Here is a 24,001-nt window from a genome sequence, read left to right as displayed (position 1 = left end):
CTTCGATTTATTTCGCTCTATTCAATTGAATATTTTGAAGTAATACTGGATTCCATTCTCCAATAACAGGTTTAATTGAAAGAGTATATTCACCTGCTTTCGAAATCGTAAATTCACCCATATTCAATTTTTTGAATCTTTTTTTGCTTTTTGTTGGGGCAAGAGTCACATCACCTGATTGTCCTGCCAGACTCAATGTGAATTTTGATTTTTTTTCTGCAGTATATCCAGATTCAATAGTAAAAACACCTGCTTCTTTCACATTGAAAGTCCAATAAACCTTGGCTTTTTCATGATTCCATGAACCAATGCAATTGAATTCAACGTCGTATTCTGCACCTGGTGCATCTAGACTTTGAAATTCTGCTCTTTCTGCCAGCAAGGTAATATTGCCTTTATCATCTTGTCCAATTTCTTTAAGAGGCAATCGACTAGGCAAACCAGCAAGCTTTAATACCACAACAGTAGATACCGTATCTCTAGCTTCCCCAGTAAGTTTAAGCACAATACCATCTTCAGATGATTCAGTAACAAAGGTTCTGTTATTGTCTTCCAACAAATAACATGATTTCACATTATTTTTTAAATCCACAACAATATTGCCACCATCTACCCATTTAAATACATTCAAATAAAGAGTTGCCTCATTGTCATTTGTTTTCATTGTTACACGTCCCCACTCAGGTTGTGTGCAAGGACTAGCTTGTGTACCATAAATCGATTCGCTGTTCCGCTTCATCCACTGTCCCATATATTTTAAACGTTCAACCGTCTCGGGTAACAAAGTACCTTGCGCTGTTGGACCCACATTTAATAAATAATTTCCGCCCTTACTCGCAATATCAACCAAATTATGAATTAGAGTTGTTTTCGATTTATAATTACGATCATCGCTACGATGTCCCCAACTGCCTCTTATTGGCATACATTCTTCCCAATATTTATCTTTGGGTGCTCTGTATGGAATTCTACGCTCGTAAGTTTTATGATCGCCAGGATATTCTTCACCTAATCGATCGTTGGTAATAATGGCAGGTTGTAGTGCAGTCGTTACTCGATACAAGCTATCAACCACTTCTTTTCCCATATCACGCGGAGTATCCCACCAAAAAATAGAGATTGGTCCGTATTCTGTTAAAAGTTGATTGACCTCAGGCAGTGCTTTTTCAAGAATATATTTCTCACTACTAACTCGTTTTATCGTTTTATCCCAAGTATTGCCTATGCCACCAGGATGATTCCAGTCTTGAGCCTGAGAATAATAAAAACCGAAACGAATACCTTGTTTCTGACACTCTACAGATAGCTCTTTTAATACATCGCGTTTAAAAGGTGTAGCATCTACAATATTGAATGGATTACATTTAGAATGAAACATCGAAAAGCCATCGTGATGTTTGGCAGTAATAACGATGTATTTCATTCCGGCTTCTTTTGCCAAGCCAACAAAAGCTTTCGCATCGAAGTCCGTTGGATTGAACTCTTTGGCAAATTTTTCATACTCGGCAATTGGAATTTTGCCTTTATTCATAATCCACTCACCACTATTTGTTTGTGCCACTCCTTTGTAAAAACCAGCTGGAACAGAAAAAACGCCCCAATGAATAAACATACCAAATCGGGCATCTTGCCACCATTCCATGCGTTCTTCGTCGGTTATTTGTCTAACATCCGATGTTGCCTTCTTACTACAAGAAGCAAGAGTCATCATCAAAAATAAAATTGCTATTAAATTAGTTTTCATAGTTATTTGATAATCAGGTATTGGTTCCTTTTCGTTTAAAAATTGCTATGCTTTATCATTATACATATTTATAAAGCAAGTTGACTCACAAAGGATTTTTGTGAATTAACTTGCTTTTAAACTGAATCAGAATCTTGATCTAAAATTCTATTTTACCGAAACTTTAAAATCACGATAACTTGCAGAACGAGTAAACATGTGACGTAGTCCAATTCGACCTTCTATCGATGGCGCTTTATCAGACATATCCCAAGTAAACAGTTCGTTTTTACCATCTCCAACTACCTGCATGTATAGCTTCGAATTGGCTTTTACTACAGTCACTTTATAAGGTACATTCGGTAAAAACAATCCCATTTTGTAGTAAGAAGGTTCTACCGCCATATCATCAAAAGCAATTCCTTCTTTTACAGGATATTTTCTAACTCTTATATAATCTGCAGTTGGATCATCGTTTGTCATTGGAAATGCCGCATAACTGATATGAATTGGATCCATATAGTTATAGTAAATACTCATTGTTGGCACTTCTCTTAACTTATTCCACTTCGAAATATCTTTATCGTAAACACCTTTTCCGATTCCCTGCGCTTGAATATAAAGAATATTGACATTAATTAGCTGAGTATCTGTTCGGGTGTACTCATATTCAATTTTAACATCACCATTAAACGACTGCTTAGTCCATAATACCGCATGATGAGCATTATTCTTATGCTCAGGTCCTGCAATAAGATTCATTCCTTTATCACTATTTTCAACAGTTGCAATTAAGCCATCTAAAAACCAATTATCCTGCCAGTTACCCGTACAAGAATCTGAAAATTGTAAAGACCACTCCTCGGATTCATTTACTTTTTCAAATTCATCTTTTGAATCGGAATTACAGCTATAACACATCATTAAAATAATTGCCGATAATATAGAGTAAGTAATTTTCCTGTGCATATTACTAAATGAATTAATTAACATGATAGTTCTATTAAATTATGACTAGTTGATTTGTTCAATCAAAACGACACTCCAAGGAGCCAATTCTTGTTGAATAGTGATATCTCCATTTTCATCTGCTTTAACGAAAGAAGTTTTAAGATTTTCGGCAACAGCCTTCATTATTTTAATCTGCTCGCGTGTAGGAGGTTGTGGCTTACCCATTTTTTCCCAATAACTCTCTACGTTTCCATGATCTTTGTCTAAAACTTCAATTTTAAACATTGCTCCTGGTTTTAAATCACTAAGTGAAAAATTAAGTTTTTTAGCCGTTCCATTAGCCAGCTTTTCGTAACTCATATAACCTGCAGGCACAGCATTATTCGCTTCCTCAGGATAATTATAGGCCAAGGCAACAATTTTTCCATCGCCTGATTTTCGGCTAACCATTAAATTATCTTTCTGGAATAATTTCTCATCACCCAATTGATGCAACATACGATAAGCATGATAGGAAGGCTTCACTAAACCCTGAAAATTGATCATCCCAAAACCACCATGAAATATACTTGCAGCACCGCCTTTTTCTTCAAAAATATCGGTAAATGTCCAATACGAAAGAGAATTAGTCAGTCCAATACAATCTAAATTTGTTTTTACAATATAAGCTGCCGCTGGCAATAAATCGTGCATTTTATCTCTACTGCTTGGACTAGTACTCCATTCGGTTAAGTGTAATTCCGCATTTGGATAAGCACTATTTTTCACAATTTTATTCAACCACTTCAAATCTATTTTCGCCGATTGAACAAAACGAGTAAGACCTCTTCCTTTACCTGTTTCTGGATTAAAAGCATAATCGGTTGGATAAGGATGACAACTCACAAAGTCGACAGGTAAATTCTCTTTTTTACAGAATTTTAAGAAATCTTCGATCCACACACCATGCCAATCAAGAGAATTAATATCCTTTACGGTAAACACTTCTTCCGAAGCTTTACGATCTAATACTTCTCCATCAAAACGATCATCAGGAACAAAATTACTTGTTGCTGGTCCACCTACTTTTAATCGATTATCTACCGAACGAACCGCTAACACCGATTGCTTGTACAATTCGAAATATTGCGACTTTGAACCATCCCAAAATAATTGATACAAGTTAGGCTCATTCCAAACTTCGAAATACCAATTAAGAACCTCATCAATTCCGTATCGATCTACACAATGTTGAGTAAAAGCTTTTACCAACTTATGAAATTCCACAAAAGAATCTTCCTTAGGTGTGATATTAGCTTTCCACCAAAATACCGTTTTCGAATTCTCGGCAGCTATACTTGATGGAAGAAAGGCTAGTTCAACAAAGGGACGAACATTCATATCCAACATACGATCGAACACATCATCAATGTATTGCCAGTTGTAAACCGTTTTTCCTTTCTCTTGAAACACCGGAAACATATCATCGTGAAAAAGTCCATGAAAACGAACATATTCGAAACCACAATTTTCTTCTACTTTCTCCAATTGCTCTAACCAACCTGCACGCAATGCTTCGTTAGCACGACCAGCGCCAACACATTTACTCCAGAAATGTTCAAACTTAGCACCTTCTGAATTTGCCGAAACATTAACTTTTTTCTGAGCAGTAACAAGTTTACCATTCGTCAGAAATGCAGCAAATAATATAAATAAAATTACTCTATTACGCATTTTTATATTTTTATTGATAAAACTTTTTCTCACATTGATCCTCAAATCAACAGCTATTTTTATTCTTACTAATTGATTTGTTCGATCAATACTACACTCCAAGGAGACAATTCTTGTTGAATAGTAATCTCTCCATTTTCATCCGCTTTAACGAAAGAAGTTTTAAGATTTTCAGCTACCTTTTTCATCACCTTAATCTGTTCGCGTGTAGGAGGTTCAGGCTTACCCATTTTTTCCCAGTAGCTCTGAATATTTCCATGATCTTTATCTAGAACCTCTATTTTAAACATAGCACCTGGTTGAAGATCTTTAAGATTAAAATTAAGATCTCGAGCTGTACCTTCTTCGCGCTTATTATTCCCTCTTGGTACAGAGTTGTAATACTCTTCAGGATAGTTATAAGCCAAAGCAATAATTTTTCCATTTCCAGAATTACGGCTTACAAAAAGATGATCGTCGCTAAATAATTTTTCATCACCCAATTGATGCAACATTCTGTATGCATGATAACTTGGTTTTACTAGCCCTTGATAATTAATTAAACCAAATCCGCCATGAAAAATACTAGAGGCACCACCTTTCTCTTCGAAAATATCGGTAAAAGTCCAATATGCCAAAGAGTTGACTAAGCCAATACAATCTAAATTCGTTTTTACGATGTATGCTGCAGGTGGAAGAAAATCGTGCATTGCATCTCTACTACTTGGACTGGTATTCCATTCTGTTAAATGTATTTCAGCATTTGGAAAGGCACTTCCTTCTAATACTTTATTTAACCACTGCATATCTTCTTTAGTTGAAGTTACGCGTCGAGATAAATCTCTACCTTTTCCGCTTTTAGGATTAAAAGGAAAATCGGTTGGATAAGGATGACAACTAATAAAATCAACAGGTAATTTTTCTTTTGCACAATATTCTAAGAAATCTTTAATCCAAACGCCTCTCCAATTCAAGGTATTGATATCTTTAACCGAAAAAGCATCATTAAAGCCTTTGTTATTTTCACGCTCACCATCATAACGAGCATCAGGAACAAAGTTACTAGTTGAAGGACCTCCAACTTTTAATCGTTCATCAACTGAGCGTACTGCAGTTACCGATTGCTTATACAAGGCGAAATATTGCGATTTTGAACCATCCCAGAAACCTCTTACTAGATTAGGTTCATTCCAAACCTCAAAATACCAAGTTAATACTTCATCGATACCATATCTGTCTACACAGTGCTGAGTAAATGCTTGCACTAAATCGTGCCATTCACCAAATTTAGACTCATCAGGAGTAATATTGGCTTTCCACCAAAATTGTGTTTTGCTATTTTCAGCAGCTATACTTTTTGGAAAAAAACTAAGCTCGATAAAAGGTCTCACTTGCAAATCTAACATTCGATCGAATAAATCGTCGATATATTGCCAGTTGTAAACTGTAACTCCATTTTCTTTAAACACCAGAAACATATCATCATGAAATAGTCCATGAAAACGAACGGATTTAAAACCGCAATTTTTCTGTGCCATTTCTAATTGCTCTAACCAACCTGCACGTAATCCTTCATTTGCACGGCCAGCTCCAACACAATTACTCCAAAAATGTTCAAATGAAGCCCCTTCCGTTTTTGTATCGATTTCTACTTTATTCTGAGCAATACCAGTTCCTGATACAACAAGCAGCACAAGTAATATTAAACCTGATAATTTAAAATTATTATTTTTCATTTTACCTTGTATTTAAATCAATTGCTTTGTTTTAAGTTCTCAATAATTGAGTTCGAAAAACCTACAAAACAGAAGTTCCATTCCGTTTATATAACGGAATGGAACCTATAATTTATCATTTAATTCAACAAAATTGTATTAATAGATACAGCTTCTAGATCGGCTGTAATTGTAGTTTCACCCACTGTAATATTAATTGTTTTGGCTTTCTCTTCAGGATTATAAACCATTAGCATAGTACGGCCATCCTTTAATTTAAATGCCAAGTGATTATCTCCTTCTGATGATTTTAAATAATGATCGCCAGGCTGAACAAAATGTGAAAGATGCTTGAACAAATAAAACTCATCGTTATACTTAACTTCTTTTGACTCACTGTCGATAACAATCATCGAGTTTTGTGGCCATCCCCAAGCACTTTTACCAGTTTCATCTAAAATCATGTTCCAGTATAAATAAGATCCTGCACCATTGTTAAAATAATGCACCATCGATTTCCAAGATCTTTCTAATGAGGACCAGTCATTTTCCTGTTCTCCACACTTATTCTCTGTTTGCATCAATTTAATATTTGGATACTCTTTTGCAATCGTAGGAATTGATCGCTCTCCATTCCACTGAAAACCAACACCCTTGATATATTTTTTAGCATTTTTGTGATCCAAAGCATACTTTACATATCGAGTATCAGGACTATTGATAGTACCCAACCATATTTCTGTATCCAAACTATCCGCTTCAAATTTAGGCCCTAAGAAGTCTCCAATAAAATACGACATATCCTCTGTTAACCAAGTACAAGCAGGCCAGTTTGGTGCGTATAAAATTTCATTTTGTGGCTGAATCATAAAAACAGGTGTTCCTGCTTCTTTGTAAGCCGTAACAAATTTAGAAAAATACAATGCGTAGGCTTCTAAGTAGCGTCTTTGCATTTTAAATGCAGTTGAACTGGTTCTGATTTCTTTACCAGGAGCCATTTTATTACCACCTGTACGACCTTCTTCCATTTCACCAGCTCGTAAAGAGTAGTGCTCATTTACTTTCATCCATGCTGGTGGTGTCCATGGCGATCCCCATAGTTTAAAATCAGGACGACGTTTAAAGGCTTCTTTTAAATAAGGAATCATGATAAAACGATCACGATCGATATTAAAATCACGCATTTCAAAATCTTCTGGCACATCGTCCATCGAGTAATAACTCAATGCATAATCACTTGCTCCTATTGGCACTCTACCCATAGAAAAATTACAACCATCTTCTCCAAATAAGGCATCGAATACCTCATTGGCTGCTTTTTGCGGAAGAACATTAACTGCGGTCCATCCCAACTCATTAAATGCACCACCAATTCCGTCAATTAACTGCAATTCACTGTCAGCAAATACGGTAATATCCGCTTTAACAGATTGATCTTTATTAATGCTAACGGCCTTCTTTCCTTTTATCCATCTAGCCGATGCTGTTGAATATACTAAATCTACTTTCTGTGCTTGTGCTGTACTAAAAACTACCAATAACACCAACAGGCATGTTAGTTTCGAAATTCCTTTATGTAGTTTACTTTTCATTTTCTTATAATTTAGATCAGTAGTCAAATTATTTTTATATTATACTAGACTTTTAATAGACATTTTAAATTATTGCTCTGTTGTTTCAGTACGTATATCAGTACCATTCAAAGTTTCAGAAATTTGAACTTGAATGTCTTTCGAATTTCCTTTCAAATTATCAATCGATATGATTTGTTTTCTACCATCTTTAAGAGAAACTCTTATTTCTTGAGGCGATAAAGATTCAATTTTATCAATTACCGATTCCCCTTTGTGCGGCTCTAAAACTGTAACATAAAGAGCTTCCTTAGCCTCAATGCGAACACCCAAAGTTCTTCTATTCGGATTATTTTTGATTCCGCTATGTTTGCCACCAATAGGATAATTAGCTACGACAACACCTGCCTTTTTAGGCCAAAGTGTATGAATATCAAGAGAAACACCTTCATCAAGGAAATGAGTTTGTGCTCCATTTTTCATCTGATACCACTGTGCATTTGTAAAATATTTGTAAGGAGAAGTTTGAAAAGTACTCAACATTGGATGTACTTTTCCTTTTTTTGTGGCTCCCTTAATTGATTGGAAGCCTACAGGATGCAACATCCAATCGAAACTGTGCTTTTTGCTCGCTTTCAAATAATCTACAATCACAACATAATCGTCGGTAACAACCGACAAACGACGCTGAAGAATTGGCTCTGTTTCAAAATCAGAATCATTCCAGGGTGGAAATTTTTCGATGTTAAAAATTGGTATTTTTCTCCAGCGGGCATTGGTTTCGGTAACACTCACCTGCATCATTTTGCCCGCATAAAACAAAGGTTGCTCCGAAGGAACCGCCTCTTGCTGTAACTCATCAACCACAACCATATTGTGCGTAGCCGATGTTTGTACACATTCCTTATATCCTGCATCACCATATCCAAACCAAGCCATCTCGGTTCCAAAAAACTTGTGCCCAAACCGATCTAATGCCAACATGCCAGTTCTATCGAATTGACCGTGCCAGCCACCATGAGTTCCAAACTTAAAATAAGCTTGTATCTGCTCTTCAGGCTTTTGTTCTGTTCCCTGAGAGCGTAAAGCCACCAAGCCAACATTAGGTGCAAAAGTTGATTTTGTTCTTGGATCTTTAACATCCGGCAAATTTGGTATTCCATATAGTAACGAAACCCAAGAATCTCTATCTGATTTTCCAACTACCCACGCCAACTCATCTGTTCTGTAATGTCTATAAGCCAGTTCATAGTAGATATCTGGCTTTGTAAGTCTTGAATCGTTACTTGATACTACCCACGCATTTTCATCCATCATTGGAATATACGCAGCTACCATATCTTCTACTCCTCTTGTATTTCTACCAGTAGGTCCCCAGTTGTCGAATTTCATGCCAGTAAATCCCTCTTTGGCATTTACAAAATCCTTACTTTTATATTCTACCGGAAATCGTCTGTGATATAAATCCCATCCAAAATTTTCGAAAGCCTGAGCGACTAATACATATCTTTGGGTTACTAAATGACAGTAATTTATTGTTGATTCAAACCACCAACCATCAGCCATTATCCCTTTTGACAATTGATCGGCCATGCCACCATCAGCATCTATCAAGTAATTAACTTCTGCCACATCTTGTAAAAATAAAGCGGCTACAATAGCCCCTGCATTAGCACTGGCCTGATGATTCATAATTCCTAAAGAACTCATGTGCCCTTTATTCTGCTGCAAGTAATAACGAAATGTGTTATTAATATTTTCGCGATCTTCTTCAGAAAATGAAGATTCATTATAAACGATATCACAAGCGGCAGCTAAAAAGAGGAAAAAATTTCCTTCGTGTACTTGCACTCCTGTTGTTGCAGCTCCAACTGAAAGGTAACCTTCTTCTTTATCGCAAACTTGTTTGATAAAGTGAATCGCTTTATCGCGATAAGCTACATCATCTGTTAGTTTATAGGCCAAACAAAGTTGAAATGCTCTTTCTCCATCACTAGCAATATAAGATAAGCTTGACCAAACTTGTGTTGGCCTAGGTTTTGTAACTATTCTTCTTTTCGGAAACTTAAATTCATTCAGAGATTTTAACATGTTGGTTAAATTCTCTTTAGCCCAAGCATTGTTTTTAACTTTCTCTTTAGCTTCTTCTAAAATTTCATTTGTAACTAACAAAAATGGGTGAGGTGTTGCCCGAACAGTAATAAATTGGATATTATCCACCTCTTTATTTTTGCTGTTTTTTACCAAGACTGTAATATTTTCCTGTCCACCAACAGGAATTCTATCACTTACAGTTACATGGAGCACTCCGAAATATTTACCTTGAGGATTAATCGTAATTACTGAATCAGATAAAATTGCTTTACAAGCTAACTCTCTAACTTTTTTGATACTCAAATGGAAAGTCTGAGATCTATCCAGTGAATTCTTCAATTCAAATTTGTAGGTCACAATCTCGTTAGCCTTTGCGGGTAAAGAAAGGACTTTACTTTCTAAAGAAATATTGGCTTTTGTTTCACTATCAGAACACGTCTCTTTTGAGAATGCTTGAATTGAAGATACCAGAGAAACTGCGACTACAAATAGAAATTTTACCAATAGCCTAATCTTTATTTTAAATTGATTCATCATTACTATTCTTAAGCTTTTTTAAATGTTTTTTCCAAACTGAGTAATTGTAAAAACTTTATTTACAATATTTATTTTTCTGAATCCTCAATTTTCTTCAATCGTAACAATGCTTCGATAAAGTAATAATCTGCATAGATTATAGAAGCATCAATTTCAGAATTGTGAGGTAAATGCCCTGTTGAATGCAACAACATAGATTGATTTACATCCTTACTTAAATACTTATCTGTAGAAAGGTTTTTCAGCAGAGAAATCGCAAATTGTCTATATTTCATTTTCTCAGAATCATTTTCCATAAATGTAGAAAGCTCTAACATACCAGAAGCAACTACAGCAGCGGCTGATGCATCTTTAGGTGCATTTGGAATTGATGGATCATCAAAATCCCAATACGGCATACCATCTTTAGATAAACGTTTCATAAAAACATCAGAAAGTTTTTTAGCTGTTTCTAAAAACTCTACTTTACCCGTTTCGCGGTAGCACATGGTATAACCATAAATTCCCCATCCTTGGCCTCGTGACCATTGAGAATCATCAGCATATCCCTGATGAGTAACTCCTTTTATAAAATGCCCATCGATCGTATCGAATACAGCAACGTGATAGGTACTAAAATCTGGTCTAACCAGTGTTGTCATACAAGTCTCGGCATGCGTAACAGCCATATCGTAGAATTCTTTCTTACCTCCATTTTTTGATGCCCAAAACAAGAGTTCCAAATTAATCATATTGTCTATGATCGTATTATGAGGCCAGTTCATTTTCTTACGCATTACAGGCCACGATAGAATAGTTCCTACCTTCGGATTGTATAATGTTGCCAATGAATCTGCGGCTTCAATTAAGATATCATGATACTCTGGATCTTTAGTCAGACGATACCCATTTCCAAAACTGCAATACAACATGAAACCTAAATCATGATTATCTACAGGAACATCAAGAACTGCAGTAAGTGGATTTGTAAAATCTTTTGCTCTTTTTAGAATCGTAGAATCATTAGAAGCCTCGTAAGCATACCATAGTACCCCCGGCCAAAAGCCACATGTCCAATCTTTATTACCAACCTTATTCCATTTTTTTTGTCCTGGATAAATATTCCTTGGCAAACTATCAACATCATTTAAATCCTTCATAGTTTCCTGTGCTTTTACCACACAATACTCCAAGACCTTCTGTGTATCAAATTTTTCCGTAGCCTTCTCCTCATTAGAACATGAAACAGTTATAATTAAGATTAAAAAAGCTGTTATCAATTTGTTCATCCTCTTCATTACTTGTTATTATTTGATGTTAACATTAGTTTTGCCTAAAAATAATTACCATTCAAAACACAAAACCTTATTTTTTCACTACTAATTAACTCTCTAATTTTACACCGATCAAAATCTATTCTGAGATCGTTGATAATCTCCCACTAATACCATTTGTTAAACCTATTTTCACATTCTTTACAAATCGTATTTTGAGTATAAACAAGAAAGAGTGCTCTTGCAACGCGATAAATTCAAAAACCATAAAGGGATTTCGGCAAAAAAATATCTAGAAGTTATAGATTTCTATAAATTGAACGTTTATAGCGATTTCTTTCACATCGCTATTTCATCATCCACATCATTAAATCTACTAAGCTCCATTAGATAATAAGATCAAGTGATATTGATCTATAATCAGTAGTAATACACTTATAAAAAAACATCACGGACAATAAAAAATCCTAAGAAATCAATTGCCCGTGATGAAATAATCATTATTAAACTAAACTACTTAGCTAGTCTAATTTCTAACTAAACTTGAAAAAAAATATTAATAACCAGAATTTTGCTTTAAGCTTGAATTTAGATCTAGCTGTACAGAAGGAATTGGATCAACATAATTCATTCGTTTAAAGCTTCTGTTTGCACCAGCATCAATAATTAAAGCACCAGCCTTAGTCGAAGCAATACCTGCATAAGAAGAAGTTGCTTCTTCTCCGCTGGTTAAACCATAAGACCATGCACTAGCGTTATAAATGGTATTTGCCGTATTTCCAGGATCTAAAGCTGTTTCAAATTCAGTTCCTGTAATATAAGTTACACAAACATCTTTATTCAATTCTTCTTCTGCAATTCCCCAACGTTTTAAATCGTCGTAACGGAAATTTTCACCAAACAATTCAATAGCACGCTCGCGACGAATTTCGCCAAGCATTGTTAAATCACCAAAAGGAGAAATTAATGCATTTGTTAAATCAGCAACACCAGAACGATATCTTATTTTATTGATAGATAAGTCCAAATCAGCATCTGAAATTGCACCATCACCTAATTCACATGTAGCCTCTGCATAAATTAACAACACTTCAGCATAACGAAGCAATGGAAAGTTATACGCCTGTTCTCTTGTTTCACGATAAGCATTCTCATGAGTTAACTTACGTCCCTCATATCCCATATTACGACCAGCAGCTTCGCTACTTAAATTAGGTATATAACGGAAATCCCATGCAAGATCAGCAAAATCCAAATTATATTGAGCTCCTCCACCCTCAGAACCTGATCCATATCCCCAATATTCTTTTATTGGTTCTTTTACCAAACCAACCAATCTAAGGTCACGATTCTGGAACTCAGAATTCATAAGATCATATCCCTCAAACTCTGGCGAGTACTGAACAGGAAGACCATCTGAACACAAATACATATCCATTAACTTACGTGATGGTCCCCAAGGTTTAGCATGTGTCGTATTATTTCTATTTTGTCTTAACACATAATCATAAACTGTTTGAATAATAAACTCCTTATTATCAGCCTTGGTAAGACCAGCTGGGTTAGAAGTTCCATCTTCTAAACAAAAGAAGTAAAACAAATGGTGATCTCCCCAACCTGGATATGCTGCTTCGATCTCTGCACGCTTGTCCCATAGTTCATAAGCACCACTATTCATAACTTCCGATGCCATTTTTTTAGCTTCAGTTAACATCTCATCAACAGAAGGATAATTTGCTGGCTTAGCAGATCCTGCTCCAGTTGTCTTTCCATCTCCATCAGTAGTTGTACCCACATACTTCTCCCAAGTAGCAGCATGTAACAAGATACGAGCCTTGAAAGCTTTAGCAGCTTCAGCCGATATCTTACCCTGATCATCAGTAGTTAAAGATGTAGCAGCTGGCAAAAGAGAAATAGCCATATCTAAATCTGAAACCATCTGAGAAACGACTTCATAGCGACTATTACGTGCCCCATAAATCTCATCTGAAGTAACATCCAAAGAACGTGTTACAATTGGTACACCACCAAAACGCAATAATAATTTATTGTGGTGCCAAGCTCTAAAGAAATACGCTGTACCCAAGGATGCCGAAATTTCAGACTGTTCACCAGGATAGTCAACCGCTTTTTCAATTAATTGATTGACTCCACGTAGGTAGATATAATTTTTTCTCCATATATCATCTTTAGTTGGAACAGTTGTTTTTCCAGCAGGATAGTCATAATCAGCTAGGTTGCCTGAAAGATCTGATGATTCATCTCCTTCTTCCCAACCAAAGCGGGTATAAAAAGTATTGGATGCATTCGTAAATTGCTCAGATGTTTTGTAATAGATCGCCTCTGTTACCTGATCTAGTGGCTCTTGATCCAAATAATCATCGCAACCACTTAAGATTAGCCCTGCAGCTACAAGTGCCAAACTAAACTTATTGATTTGTTTATATATATTTTTCATTTGTATATTCATTTTAGTTGAAAGAATTAAAATGTAACCTGTAAGCTAAAAATTAACGACGAACTGAACGGATCTACATCCCCACCATGAGCAGAGCTTCCGTTTTCAGGATCTAAACCATCTTTTACATTACTAAATGTAAAGATGTCGTTACCAGTAACAGATACACGAAGTCTTTCTACCCCCATATTCTGTAAAACTTCTGTTGGTAAGGTATATCCCAATGAAATCACTTTAGCACGCATGTACCAAGCATTAATCACATTATTATCATTAGTAGTACCATAATTCCAAGTTTTACGTTTACCGTTGTTGCTTATTGCTGGATAATCTGCTCCAGTATTCTCTGTAGTCCAAGTTTCACCAGTCCATGTATTATTTTGGTTCATCCACCAAGCACGGAAAGGATAAGCCAAAGTACCCGTACGCACAATATACTGCTGACCAACACCTTGGAAAAAGGCGCTAAAATCAAAACTCTTCCACTTTAAGCCTAAGTTAATACCGAAATTATAATGTGGATTCGCATCACCAAAATAATATAAATCATCCGTGTTAATCTTACCATCACCGTTCTCATCAACTTTTCTATACGATCCTGGTGCTAAACGATCTTTACTTCTATAATTTGGAAGATCACTACCTGACTTCGATGTTAATTGATCAGAAGCATCGGCAAAACCATATTTGTCGTAATAAGATAATACTTCTGCTTCATTTTGAAAAAGTCCATCGGTTTTATAAGCATAAATTGCATTTAAAGGTTTGCCTTCAATGGTTTTATTTACACCATCCGCAATAGTTTGTGCTCCTTCCATGTGAGTAACTTCTGATTTACTATCCCACATAGACAGACCTACATTGTACTTAAAGTCACCAATTTGATCTCTCCACTTTAAAGATACTTCCCATCCATGGGTATTAAAGTCACCACTATTGGTCTTTGGTGCAGTTGCACCTAAAACTTGTGGGTAAGTGATACTTATTAACATGTCCTTATTTTGATGGTGGAAATATTCAAATGTTCCACTAAGGCGACTATCTAATGTTGTGAAATCAACACCAAAATTGGTTTTTGCAACACGCTCCCAAGTACGATCGCTTGATGTCATAGCACTAATCCATGCTGTATTGTTGATAGTTGGTGTAGAACCAAAATATGTTTCTCCAGTTGCAATCGTTGAATAAGAATCGTAAGAACCAATTCCGGTTGTAGAACCAGTTTCACCATAAGAAGCACGTATTTTTAAGTTCTGAAATAAACCCTCCTTTAAGAAACTCATTTCTGATAAGCGAACACCAGCAGATGTACCATAAAAGTTTTTCCAACGGTTATCAGGATCTAATCTTGAAGATCCATCACGACGACCTAAAGCTTCGAAAAGATAAATACCATCGTAATCGTAGTTAAATCTTCCAATATAAGACATCAGACTTACTTCTGAACTACCTGAATCATAACTACCATCACTACTCGTTCCAGCATTTGTTGCAGTAGAAGCATCACCTGTATTCAAATCATCCAACTCATCCGATGCCATATTCGATCGGTACATGTTGTACTGAATATTTTCAGTATCTTCAGCTGTAGCACCCAACATAACTCCCACATTATGCTTTCCGAATGAGCGCTTATAGTTAGCTTGTAGAACGTGATTCTGGAATACAACCTTTGAAAGATTTACATTCGCAGATGTACCTGCTAATGTAGGATTTACGATACTATTTTCACTTTCCCAATCCCAAACGGTAATGGTCGTTTTTCTAATTGTTTTATCACTTCTTCGTGAACTCACATTCCCTTTATAGGTGAACGATAAACCTTCAACGTATTTATCTAAGTCTAATTTAAGACTACCACCTAATCTGAAAATTTCTTGCTCAGTTTCGGTACGACCACCATCTTTCAGCTTAGCGATAACGTTATTACTACCCCAAAGATGATAATATTCTCCATCAGGATTATAAACAGGGAACAACCAAGGATCGATAGTAGTTTCACCCACTCCCTGAGTTGGCTCAGAAATATCTCTTTTATCATATGAAACATTGATATCAGTTGTTATCATATCGTTCACCTTATAGTTTACGTTAGTACGAAAGTTGTACTTTTTCGCACCATCATAAGCCACATCCATAGTAGAGCGATCGTTCGCATAACCAAATGATGTTCTATATGTTGCTTTCTCGTTACCTCCAGATATCGCAATATTGTGTCTTTGAGATGTTGTTGCGCCATAAACTTCTTTAAAGTAATCGGTATCAGCATAGTTGAAATCAAAAGAACCAAACAATGCTTCTGTAGGTATTTCTCCAGCAGCAATTTTTTCCCATTGCTCTTTACTAAAAAACTTATATGTTCCACCTGCAACGGTTTCGTTACCATCACCATCAGTAAAAGTAAGTGCATCATTATTTCCTGCCTGCTCCCACAACTCTCCTAATTCTTGCAAATCAGTAATAGGCCAAGCTTTAGGCATAGTGACCTGAAGATCTACATTGTACTCTACTTTAATGTCTCCTTGCTTACCCTTTTTAGTTGTAATCAAAAGAACTCCACCAGCTGCCTTCGCTCCATAAATTGCGGCTGCACCATCTTTAATTACCGAGTAGGTTTCAATATCATTTGGATTGATAGTAGAAAGCTGCCATTCAGGAATTTCCATCCCATCCAATAAAATAAGTGGTGAAATATTATTTACCGAGATATCACCTCGAATCTTAATATCAATACCTTCATTACCAGGACGAGCTGATGTACGTGTTACCAATACACCAGGAACCTCACCTTGAATAGCAAGAGCAGCACTAGAAGTACCTTTACCTGCTGTCATATCGTCTCCCTTTACCTGTTCAACCGATCCTGTTAAAGTTGCTTTTTTCGCTGCTCCATAACCAACAACAATTAACTCATCTAATCCAATTGAACCTTGCTCCATCACCACCTTAAAAGAAGTTTGGCTAGCTAAACTCAGTTCTACATCTTTCATACCAATAAATGTTAACAAGAGAGTTTTTGCATCTACAGGGACATCAATCACAAAATCACCATCAATGGTTGTAATGGTTCCAATTGTAGTTCCTTTAACAACAACTGAAACTCCAGGAAGTGTAATACCTTCACTATCGAATACCTTACCCGTTATTGTCCGATTTTGTTGATTTACAGAACTAACTGTTCCATTCTCATCAGTTGGTGAATAATGACCCGCATTCGCATTTACATTGAATAGACCCAACATAAACAAAACGCAGAAACATTTTAAACCACCTCTAAAGGCATCATGCCTTAAAAACGATTTTTTTTTCATAAATTTGTAGAATTATAAGTTATTATTACTATGATAATATCTACTTCTAGATATTATATTACGGGAGATGTTCATAGCATCTCTCGTTTTCTTTATATTCACTATATATACTAAATCAAGTTTTATCATTTCTTTTTAATTAGATTTTCATTTTAAATCGTTTGCACAGACTGATAACACAATTAAAAAAAATATTCAACTTCATCCTTCTTATAAGAATAAGTAGAGAAGAGAAAATATATACAATGCAATAAGCACTATGTATACGTATGTAAAATATTTGTTTTTACTAATTGCCTTTAGACAATCTATTATTGAAAATCTCATACAACGAAACTATTCATTAATTGATAATTTGGGTAGGATATGCGTTCCAAAGAATAGGATATTTGTCTCACAACACACCAACAGCATCACCCACAAACACATACAAGGCCGCAATCGTTACTTATTTTTTATGAAAATAGAAGATTATTCTTCATAGAATAAAATACAAACCATGAATACACTAACAAAAACCCGATAAGAAACTCAATTTTTACGATCATTATTCAACTAATAAGTCATTTAATTCTTATCTACACAAATACAATATGTAAACTAACATAGAAATAATATGCATATATCTAGTAAGCCCTTTTAGAATTTAATTGTATTTGCTTAGAATAATTATATTCTCCTTAAACCACCAAGAAAAAAAACAAGCACATTAACTTCTAGATGTAAGGTCCTTAAATAAAAAACTACAAACTTTTTTGTTTTATCCCTTAACTATTTTTCCATTTGAAATTTTTTATACTAGATCGTTTGCGTATTTTTGGTCAACAAAATCACAAACCTCTCTACTCACTACTTCTAAATATTAATAGTCTTTAAAACCTAATAATATTATGAAGCTCTTAATAACAATCTCTATGAAGAAAATCAAGCTTCTAATTCTATTAGGACTATTATTTTGTCAATTATTAAGCGTTACAGCCCAGAAATATTTTCCATTTAAGCACTACAATTATGAGAATGGACTACTTTCTAACACTGTTAACTCTATAACTCAAGATAAAGATGATTTTATATGGATAGGTACCTCTGAAGGATTATGTCGTTTTAATGGATGCTCCTTTGATAATTTTCAAAACATACCTGGGGATAGCACATCAATTGCAGATAATTTCATCTCTTCTATCGCTGAAGACATATCTAGAAATTGCTTATGGCTAGTCACTTCTACTGGGATTTCCAAATTTGATAAAAACAATTATCAATTTCAAAACTACATCATTTCAACATCCGTAAGTACCTCCTATACACCTTTCGCCAGAGGATCGGTTTGTGTTGATAGTAAGGGAAATGTTTGGGTTGAAGGATTTAATGAAGGATTTAGCGAAGGTTTATTTAGATATAATCCTGAAGAAGATATGTTCATTAATATCTCAAAAAACAATAAAAATGTACCTCAAAACCTAACTGCAATTTATGAAGATAAAAATGAACGTCTTTGGCTAGGATCAGAAAAGGGTCTTTACTACTACATTCCGCAAACAAATTCATTTAAACAAGTTGAATATATTACTAACAATAAAGATCAATTGTATGTAACGACCTTATTTGCAGACTCTGAAAATAAACTTTGGATTGGATCAAAACAAAGCAACTCACTTTATGTATGTGTAAATGATAGTATTAGCAAATTTTTTGAACCAAACCTAGAAACAACTGAATACAATTGGATCTCGAGTATTTCAAGTTATAATAAAGATATTATACTAGCAGGAATTAGAGATTTTGGAGTACTAGTTCTTAATCAAGTAACAGGTAAATCTCATTTTTTACAACCAGATCTTTATAATCCCAAAGGGATAAAAAGTAAAACTCCCCGGACCATGTTTACTGATAAGTTTGGTAACCTTTGGATCGGTAGCTACAATAATGGATTGAATTTTATTGATAGACACAGAAAACTTTTTGATCATTATCACTTTGATTATACTAGCAATGGATTAATGAGTAATAGCGTTAGAGCCTTATTTGAAGATACCGATGGTGAAATATGGATTGGTACAAAAGAAGGAGGAGGAATTAGTCGTTTCAACGCAAAAAAAGGTATTTTCGACAATTATAAAGCAGATAAGACAAAAAACAAATGGATTGATAATGATATCATTATAGCAATTAATGAACTAGAACCAGGAAAATTATTAATTGGAACTTTCGGTAGTGGCATATTTACATACCATAAGAATGAAAATTATTTCTCTCAATTTGCCACAGCATCTGACAATAAAAATTCCATATCGAACAACAATGTATATTCTCTTTATAAAGATTTTAATGGAAAAATATGGATTGGAAACAACTCTTTTGTAGACATATACAATCCAACAACTAAACAATTCTCACATCTTAAAAATGTAACTTATGCGAGATGTTTTCTAGATATTGGAGACTATGTTTTGATAGGAACCTGGTCGAATGGAGTCTACCTATATAATAAAGCAAACGGTAAGGCTCAAATTTACGATTTAAAAGATTCGAACAATACTCTCAATAATAAAATTCGTATTAATGGAATTACACAAGATGTAAATAAGAATATCTGGTTAGCTACAAACAAGGGACTTGTTGAGCATAATTTTAAAACCAAAACAAATAAAATATATGATGAAAAAGACGGTTTATCGAATGACTATATTTGTGCTGTTTTACCAGACGATTACAACAATATATGGGTAAGTACCAAAGGTGGAATTTCAAAATTAAATACTACTGACAATACGTTTAAGAACTACGATAAGAATGATGGTCTTCAATCAAACGTGTTTGAAGAATTTGTATCATTAAAAACAAGTGGTGGTAAATTACTATTTTCTGGTCCTAACGGATTTAATATTTTTCATCCCGACTCAATAAAAGACAATCCCAACATTCCTAATGTTGTTATATCAGAGATGTACGTTCTTAATGAACCTGTTAAGATTGGCGAACCTAATTCCCCTTTAACGAAACACATAAGTTTAACTAAAGAATTGGAATTAACTTACGAGCAATCTTCTTTTTCATTTGAATTTATAGGTATTAACTACACATCTTCTGAAAATAATCAGTATCGATATAAACTAGAAGGATATGATACCGATTGGAAAAATGCAAAACACAATAGAATTGCCACTTATACTCATGTCCCTGCAGGAAATTATATTTTTAAAGTTATCGCATCAAACAATGATGGATTATGGAACAATGAAGGTTCATCTATTGCGATCAAAATTTGGCCTCCTTTTTGGAAAAGTAAAATTGCAATGGTCATTTATTTTATCATTCTATTGCTTTCTCTTAGCTTGTTTGCTGTTATTATTACATATAGAGCAAATCATGAACACAAATTAAAAGTAGAAATTCTAGAAAAACAACGAATTGAAGAAGCTGGAAAAATGAGGCTCAAATTTTTCACGAACATTTCTCATGAATTAAGAACACCCCTAACTCTTATAACTGCTCCCCTTGAAAGTCTAATTAATTACGAAACAAAAGATCAACAACTAAAAGCACTTATAATGGGCATGAATAGGAATGCTCAACGATTACTTCGGTTAATTAATCAATTAATGGACTACAGAAGTGTCGAAAAAAATAGAATTAAGCTCCGAGTTTCTAAAGGAACTATATTAGCAGATTCTCAAGAGATATTGAATAGTTTCTCTTATGTAGCACAAAATAAAAACATCACCTTACATTTTACAACCAAAAACGATCAAGAAATTGAGAGCTGGTATGATTTTGGTATTTTAGAAAAAATACTATTTAATCTGCTTTCCAATGCAATTAAATTTACAAATAAAGGAGGTACCATTGAACTAAATATTCAAATAGAAAATGGGCAGGCAACCATTAAGATTAAAGATGATGGAATTGGTATCGCTCCAAATTTATTAGACAAGGTATTTGATCGATTCTATACAACCGATTTTGTTGACTACCACCAAACAGGTACAGGAATTGGTTTATCGTTCACAAAAAGTTTAATTGACTTACACCGTGGAAGTATAAATGTTGAAAGTGTAATAAATGAAGGTAGCTGTTTTACAGTAATTATCCCCGTTGCAAAAACAGCTTTTTCTAAAGATGAATTGAGTACAATCACAAAAAAACAAGTTGTTATTTCAAATACAAAACCTAAAATTTCAATAACTGTATCTACAGAAAAACAAGTTGATAAGAAGAAAGACTACTTAATGATCGTTGAAGACAATGATGATTTGAGAAAATATCTAATATCAAGTTTTCAGAATTACAATATTATTGAATGCTCCAATGGTGAAGAAGCATTAGAACAAGCCAAAGATAAAATGCCAGACATCATACTATCAGATATTATGATGCCAAAAATGAATGGCCTTGAGTTATGTAACCACCTAAAAACTGACTATATAACCTCACACATTCCTATCATATTATTAACTGCTAGAACATCTGATGATCAAAAAATGGAGGGTTTTAAACACCATGCAGATGCCTATATAGAAAAACCATTCAATATTGAATTACTAAAAATTCAAGTTGATAACCTTATCGAATTACGTAAAAACATCAAAGTCAAGTATAAGGGAAAAGATATCCTAAAAACAATTGAAGATGACATCGTTCCAATAGATAAATTATTCTTGGATAAAGTTTCCGAAATTATTCAAGCAGAAATTACCGATTGTAATTTATCTGTAGAAAGCTTAAGTTCAGCTCTTGGTATGAGTCGAAGTCAACTATTTCGTAAATTTAAAGCTCTTATGGATACAACTCCAAGTCAATTTATTAGAGTTACACGTTTAAACTACGCTTCCGAATTATTACAACAACATCAACACAATGTGAATGAGGTTACTTTCATGGCTGGTTTTTCGGATGTTTCTCATTTCATATCTCTATTCAAGAATCAGTTTGGACAAACTCCAAAACAATACTCGGAAAGCAGTATGAAGAATACTGAAGGTTGAATTACAATACCGTAATTATTTTTTCAAACGATAAACTGCATATAGATTTAAAATGCTTAAAACCTAAACGATAAGTTAATAAGTAAAAGGAACATTGGACTTGCAACAAAAAAGTGGACAATAAGTTAGGTCATGCTGCATTCTTTTCATTATTTAAGAGTCTTCCCTATTCTAAAAGCGAAAGATAGTTTAAGGAAGAATGTCTTCTACATGTATTTTACCATGTTGCTATATATTCAAAAATAGATAATACAGAGGTTTTGAATGTTTTATATTTGCCTTTCTCTAAGCGAACCACTCGTGGTCTTGAAACTGTAATGACTCGTGCTTTAAGCTCTTCCGTTATCCGAAGACTTGCATAAGTTTGCTTGCTCTGGTCATAAATCAATCTAATCTGCTGAGTAAACCTCTTATTTTCTAAAACCCTTTGACTCGGTTCTGATTTAAGCCACATATAATAACCACTACGACAAACATATAGAACCCGACACATCAGTTCAATAGGAAATATGCTAATATGATTTCTTATGAATTGGTAAATCTCCCACCGCTCTTGGATAAGATGTGAACTGCTTTTTTTAATATATCTCGTTCCATTCTTGCCTCAGCAAGTTCTTTCTTCAACCTATATACTTCAGATTCTTCTTTTGTAATCTCAGCTTACACATTGCCAGGCAAACATGCTCCATGATAGTTTTCAAACTCACTACGCCAGCGATATGTGAGTTCTGGAGGTATATCCAGTTCATGTGCGAGCTGTCTTATGTTGGCTGTTGAGTAACTTAACTCAACAGCATTCAATTTAAACTCTCTGCTAAATTTCCGTCTTCATTTTTCCCTTTTCTAAGATATAAATGATTAGTCTAATTATACCTAAACTCACTATAAATGTAACTGTAGCAACTCCACATCTATACTCTAAGACAAATTTATTACTTGATTTTAATATTAAAAAATATCCAATTAAGATTACTAGATAAACTTTCAAGTGATCATTATTTTCAAGCTCCTTAGGACCTCCTTTAAATAACATCCTTTAAAATACATTTTAAAGGTTACCCCTAATAAGCTTGGTAGTATAAAAAATATTTTTAAGACAAAAAAAACCACATTCAAAAGAATGTGGTTTTTACTAACCAAAACTAAACTTCACTATGAAAGTACTAAATCACAATATTATTCTGTTACAAGTTTAAATATTCATCTAATGAACTTCGTTTAGGTACTTTAAATGTATAATTACTAAATAAAGCACACCTATAATAAACTCAAACTAATTCATAATCATCGAATTAAAATCCAAATGTGTTTGGTAACCACATACTTAAATCTGAAATATAAGTAACCAGTAACAAACACACAATCATTGCTATGAACATAGGCAGTAGCGGTTTAATTACTTGTTGAATTTTGATATTAGCAACACTACATCCGATAAACAAAACGGAGCCTACTGGTGGAGTGCAAAGTCCTACACTAAGGTTTAGAACCATGATAATTCCAAAATGTACAGGATCAATTCCCAGATCTACTACAATTGGTAAAAAGATAGGAGTGAAAATTAGTACAGCTGGAGTCATATCCATAAATACACCAACAACTAAAAGAATTAAATTAATCAGTAGTAAGATAACAATTGGATTATCGCTAAGTCCTAGTAAACCAGCACTTACATTTTGAGGGATATTTTCATAGGCCATAATCCATGATA

The 24,001-nt window shown here is 34.4% G+C and carries 12 protein-coding genes and 1 pseudogene; 1 reads left to right on the top strand and 12 read right to left on the bottom strand.

The features are described from left to right. Positions 1-7: 7 nt before the first annotated feature. The 9 genes from EMN46_RS12585 to EMN46_RS12545 form a co-directional block, all read right to left on the bottom strand. On the bottom strand, positions 8-1,744 hold the full coding sequence (locus EMN46_RS12585) for an alpha-L-fucosidase (protein ID WP_229130362.1): 1,737 nt from the start codon (positions 1,742-1,744) through the stop codon (positions 8-10). A gap of 147 nt (positions 1,745-1,891) precedes the next feature. Continuing rightward, positions 1,892-2,692 (bottom strand): DUF1961 family protein, encoded by an 801-nt coding sequence (locus tag EMN46_RS12580; protein WP_229130361.1) that lies wholly within the window; start codon positions 2,690-2,692, stop codon positions 1,892-1,894. A gap of 45 nt (positions 2,693-2,737) precedes the next feature. After that, positions 2,738-4,387 (bottom strand): glycoside hydrolase, encoded by a 1,650-nt coding sequence (locus EMN46_RS12575; RefSeq protein ID WP_154201168.1) that lies wholly within the window; start codon positions 4,385-4,387, stop codon positions 2,738-2,740. A gap of 68 nt (positions 4,388-4,455) precedes the next feature. Beyond that, entirely contained in the window at positions 4,456-6,102 is a 1,647-nt protein-coding gene (locus tag EMN46_RS12570; RefSeq protein ID WP_154201167.1) for a glycoside hydrolase, read from the bottom strand. Between the two features lie 119 nt (positions 6,103-6,221). Beyond that, positions 6,222-7,673, bottom strand: coding sequence for a glycosyl hydrolase family 30 (locus tag EMN46_RS12565; RefSeq protein WP_154201166.1), 1,452 nt, complete (start codon positions 7,671-7,673; stop codon positions 6,222-6,224). 69 nt (positions 7,674-7,742) lie between these two features. Further along, positions 7,743-10,280 (bottom strand): alginate lyase family protein, encoded by a 2,538-nt coding sequence (locus EMN46_RS12560; RefSeq protein WP_195715263.1) that lies wholly within the window; start codon positions 10,278-10,280, stop codon positions 7,743-7,745. 71 nt (positions 10,281-10,351) lie between these two features. Further along, complete coding sequence (locus EMN46_RS12555; RefSeq protein WP_154201164.1) at positions 10,352-11,551, bottom strand: glycoside hydrolase family 88 protein; 1,200 nt, start codon at positions 11,549-11,551, stop codon at positions 10,352-10,354. Between the two features lie 541 nt (positions 11,552-12,092). Next, complete coding sequence (locus EMN46_RS12550) at positions 12,093-13,994, bottom strand: RagB/SusD family nutrient uptake outer membrane protein (protein ID WP_154201163.1); 1,902 nt, start codon at positions 13,992-13,994, stop codon at positions 12,093-12,095. A gap of 26 nt (positions 13,995-14,020) precedes the next feature. Continuing rightward, entirely contained in the window at positions 14,021-17,305 is a 3,285-nt protein-coding gene (locus EMN46_RS12545) for a SusC/RagA family TonB-linked outer membrane protein (protein WP_229130360.1), read from the bottom strand. A 914-nt stretch (positions 17,306-18,219) separates the two neighbouring features. Between EMN46_RS12545 and EMN46_RS12540 the strand changes: the two genes are divergently transcribed. Next, positions 18,220-22,290: a hybrid sensor histidine kinase/response regulator transcription factor gene (locus tag EMN46_RS12540; protein WP_195715262.1), complete on the top strand. Its 4,071-nt coding sequence runs from the start codon at positions 18,220-18,222 to the stop codon at positions 22,288-22,290. A gap of 217 nt (positions 22,291-22,507) precedes the next feature. Here EMN46_RS12540 and EMN46_RS20450 read toward each other — a convergent pair whose 3' ends face one another. The 3 genes and pseudogenes from EMN46_RS20450 to EMN46_RS12525 all read right to left on the bottom strand — a co-directional run. Then, positions 22,508-22,744, bottom strand: coding sequence for an IS3 family transposase (locus EMN46_RS20450; protein WP_195715261.1), 237 nt, complete (start codon positions 22,742-22,744; stop codon positions 22,508-22,510). Positions 22,745-22,950: 206 nt separating this feature from the next. Beyond that, a pseudogene (locus tag EMN46_RS20445) lies at positions 22,951-23,106 on the bottom strand (transposase); the annotation flags it as partial. A 476-nt stretch (positions 23,107-23,582) separates the two neighbouring features. Further along, positions 23,583-24,001: TRAP transporter large permease subunit (locus EMN46_RS12525; protein ID WP_154200611.1), on the bottom strand; the 419-nt coding region annotated here is incomplete at its 5' end.

It is taken from the genome of Ancylomarina sp. 16SWW S1-10-2, from assembly GCF_009669305.1.
GTDB lineage: Bacteria > Bacteroidota > Bacteroidia > Bacteroidales > Marinifilaceae > Ancylomarina.
The sequence above is the reverse complement of the archived record's forward strand: the minus strand, read 5'-3'. Positions and strand labels throughout refer to the sequence as shown.

Bases quoted from the DNA above. Each gene is read 5' to 3' on its own strand.
- EMN46_RS12585 (WP_229130362.1), bottom strand. From the start codon at position 1,744: ATGAAAACTAATTTAATAGCAATTTTATTTTTGATGATGACTCTTGCT.
- EMN46_RS12580 (WP_229130361.1), bottom strand. From the start codon at position 2,692: ATGCACAGGAAAATTACTTACTCTATATTATCGGCAATTATTTTAATG.
- EMN46_RS12575 (WP_154201168.1), bottom strand. From the start codon at position 4,387: ATGCGTAATAGAGTAATTTTATTTATATTATTTGCTGCATTTCTGACG.
- EMN46_RS12570 (WP_154201167.1), bottom strand. From the start codon at position 6,102: ATGAAAAATAATAATTTTAAATTATCAGGTTTAATATTACTTGTGCTG.
- EMN46_RS12565 (WP_154201166.1), bottom strand. From the start codon at position 7,673: ATGAAAAGTAAACTACATAAAGGAATTTCGAAACTAACATGCCTGTTG.
- EMN46_RS12560 (WP_195715263.1), bottom strand. From the start codon at position 10,280: ATGAATCAATTTAAAATAAAGATTAGGCTATTGGTAAAATTTCTATTT.
- EMN46_RS12555 (WP_154201164.1), bottom strand. From the start codon at position 11,551: ATGAACAAATTGATAACAGCTTTTTTAATCTTAATTATAACTGTTTCA.
- EMN46_RS12550 (WP_154201163.1), bottom strand. From the start codon at position 13,994: ATGAAAAATATATATAAACAAATCAATAAGTTTAGTTTGGCACTTGTA.
- EMN46_RS12545 (WP_229130360.1), bottom strand. From the start codon at position 17,305: ATGAAAAAAAAATCGTTTTTAAGGCATGATGCCTTTAGAGGTGGTTTA.
- EMN46_RS12540 (WP_195715262.1), top strand. From the start codon at position 18,220: ATGAAGAAAATCAAGCTTCTAATTCTATTAGGACTATTATTTTGTCAA.
- EMN46_RS20450 (WP_195715261.1), bottom strand. From the start codon at position 22,744: ATGTGGCTTAAATCAGAACCGAGTCAAAGGGTTTTAGAAAATAAGAGG.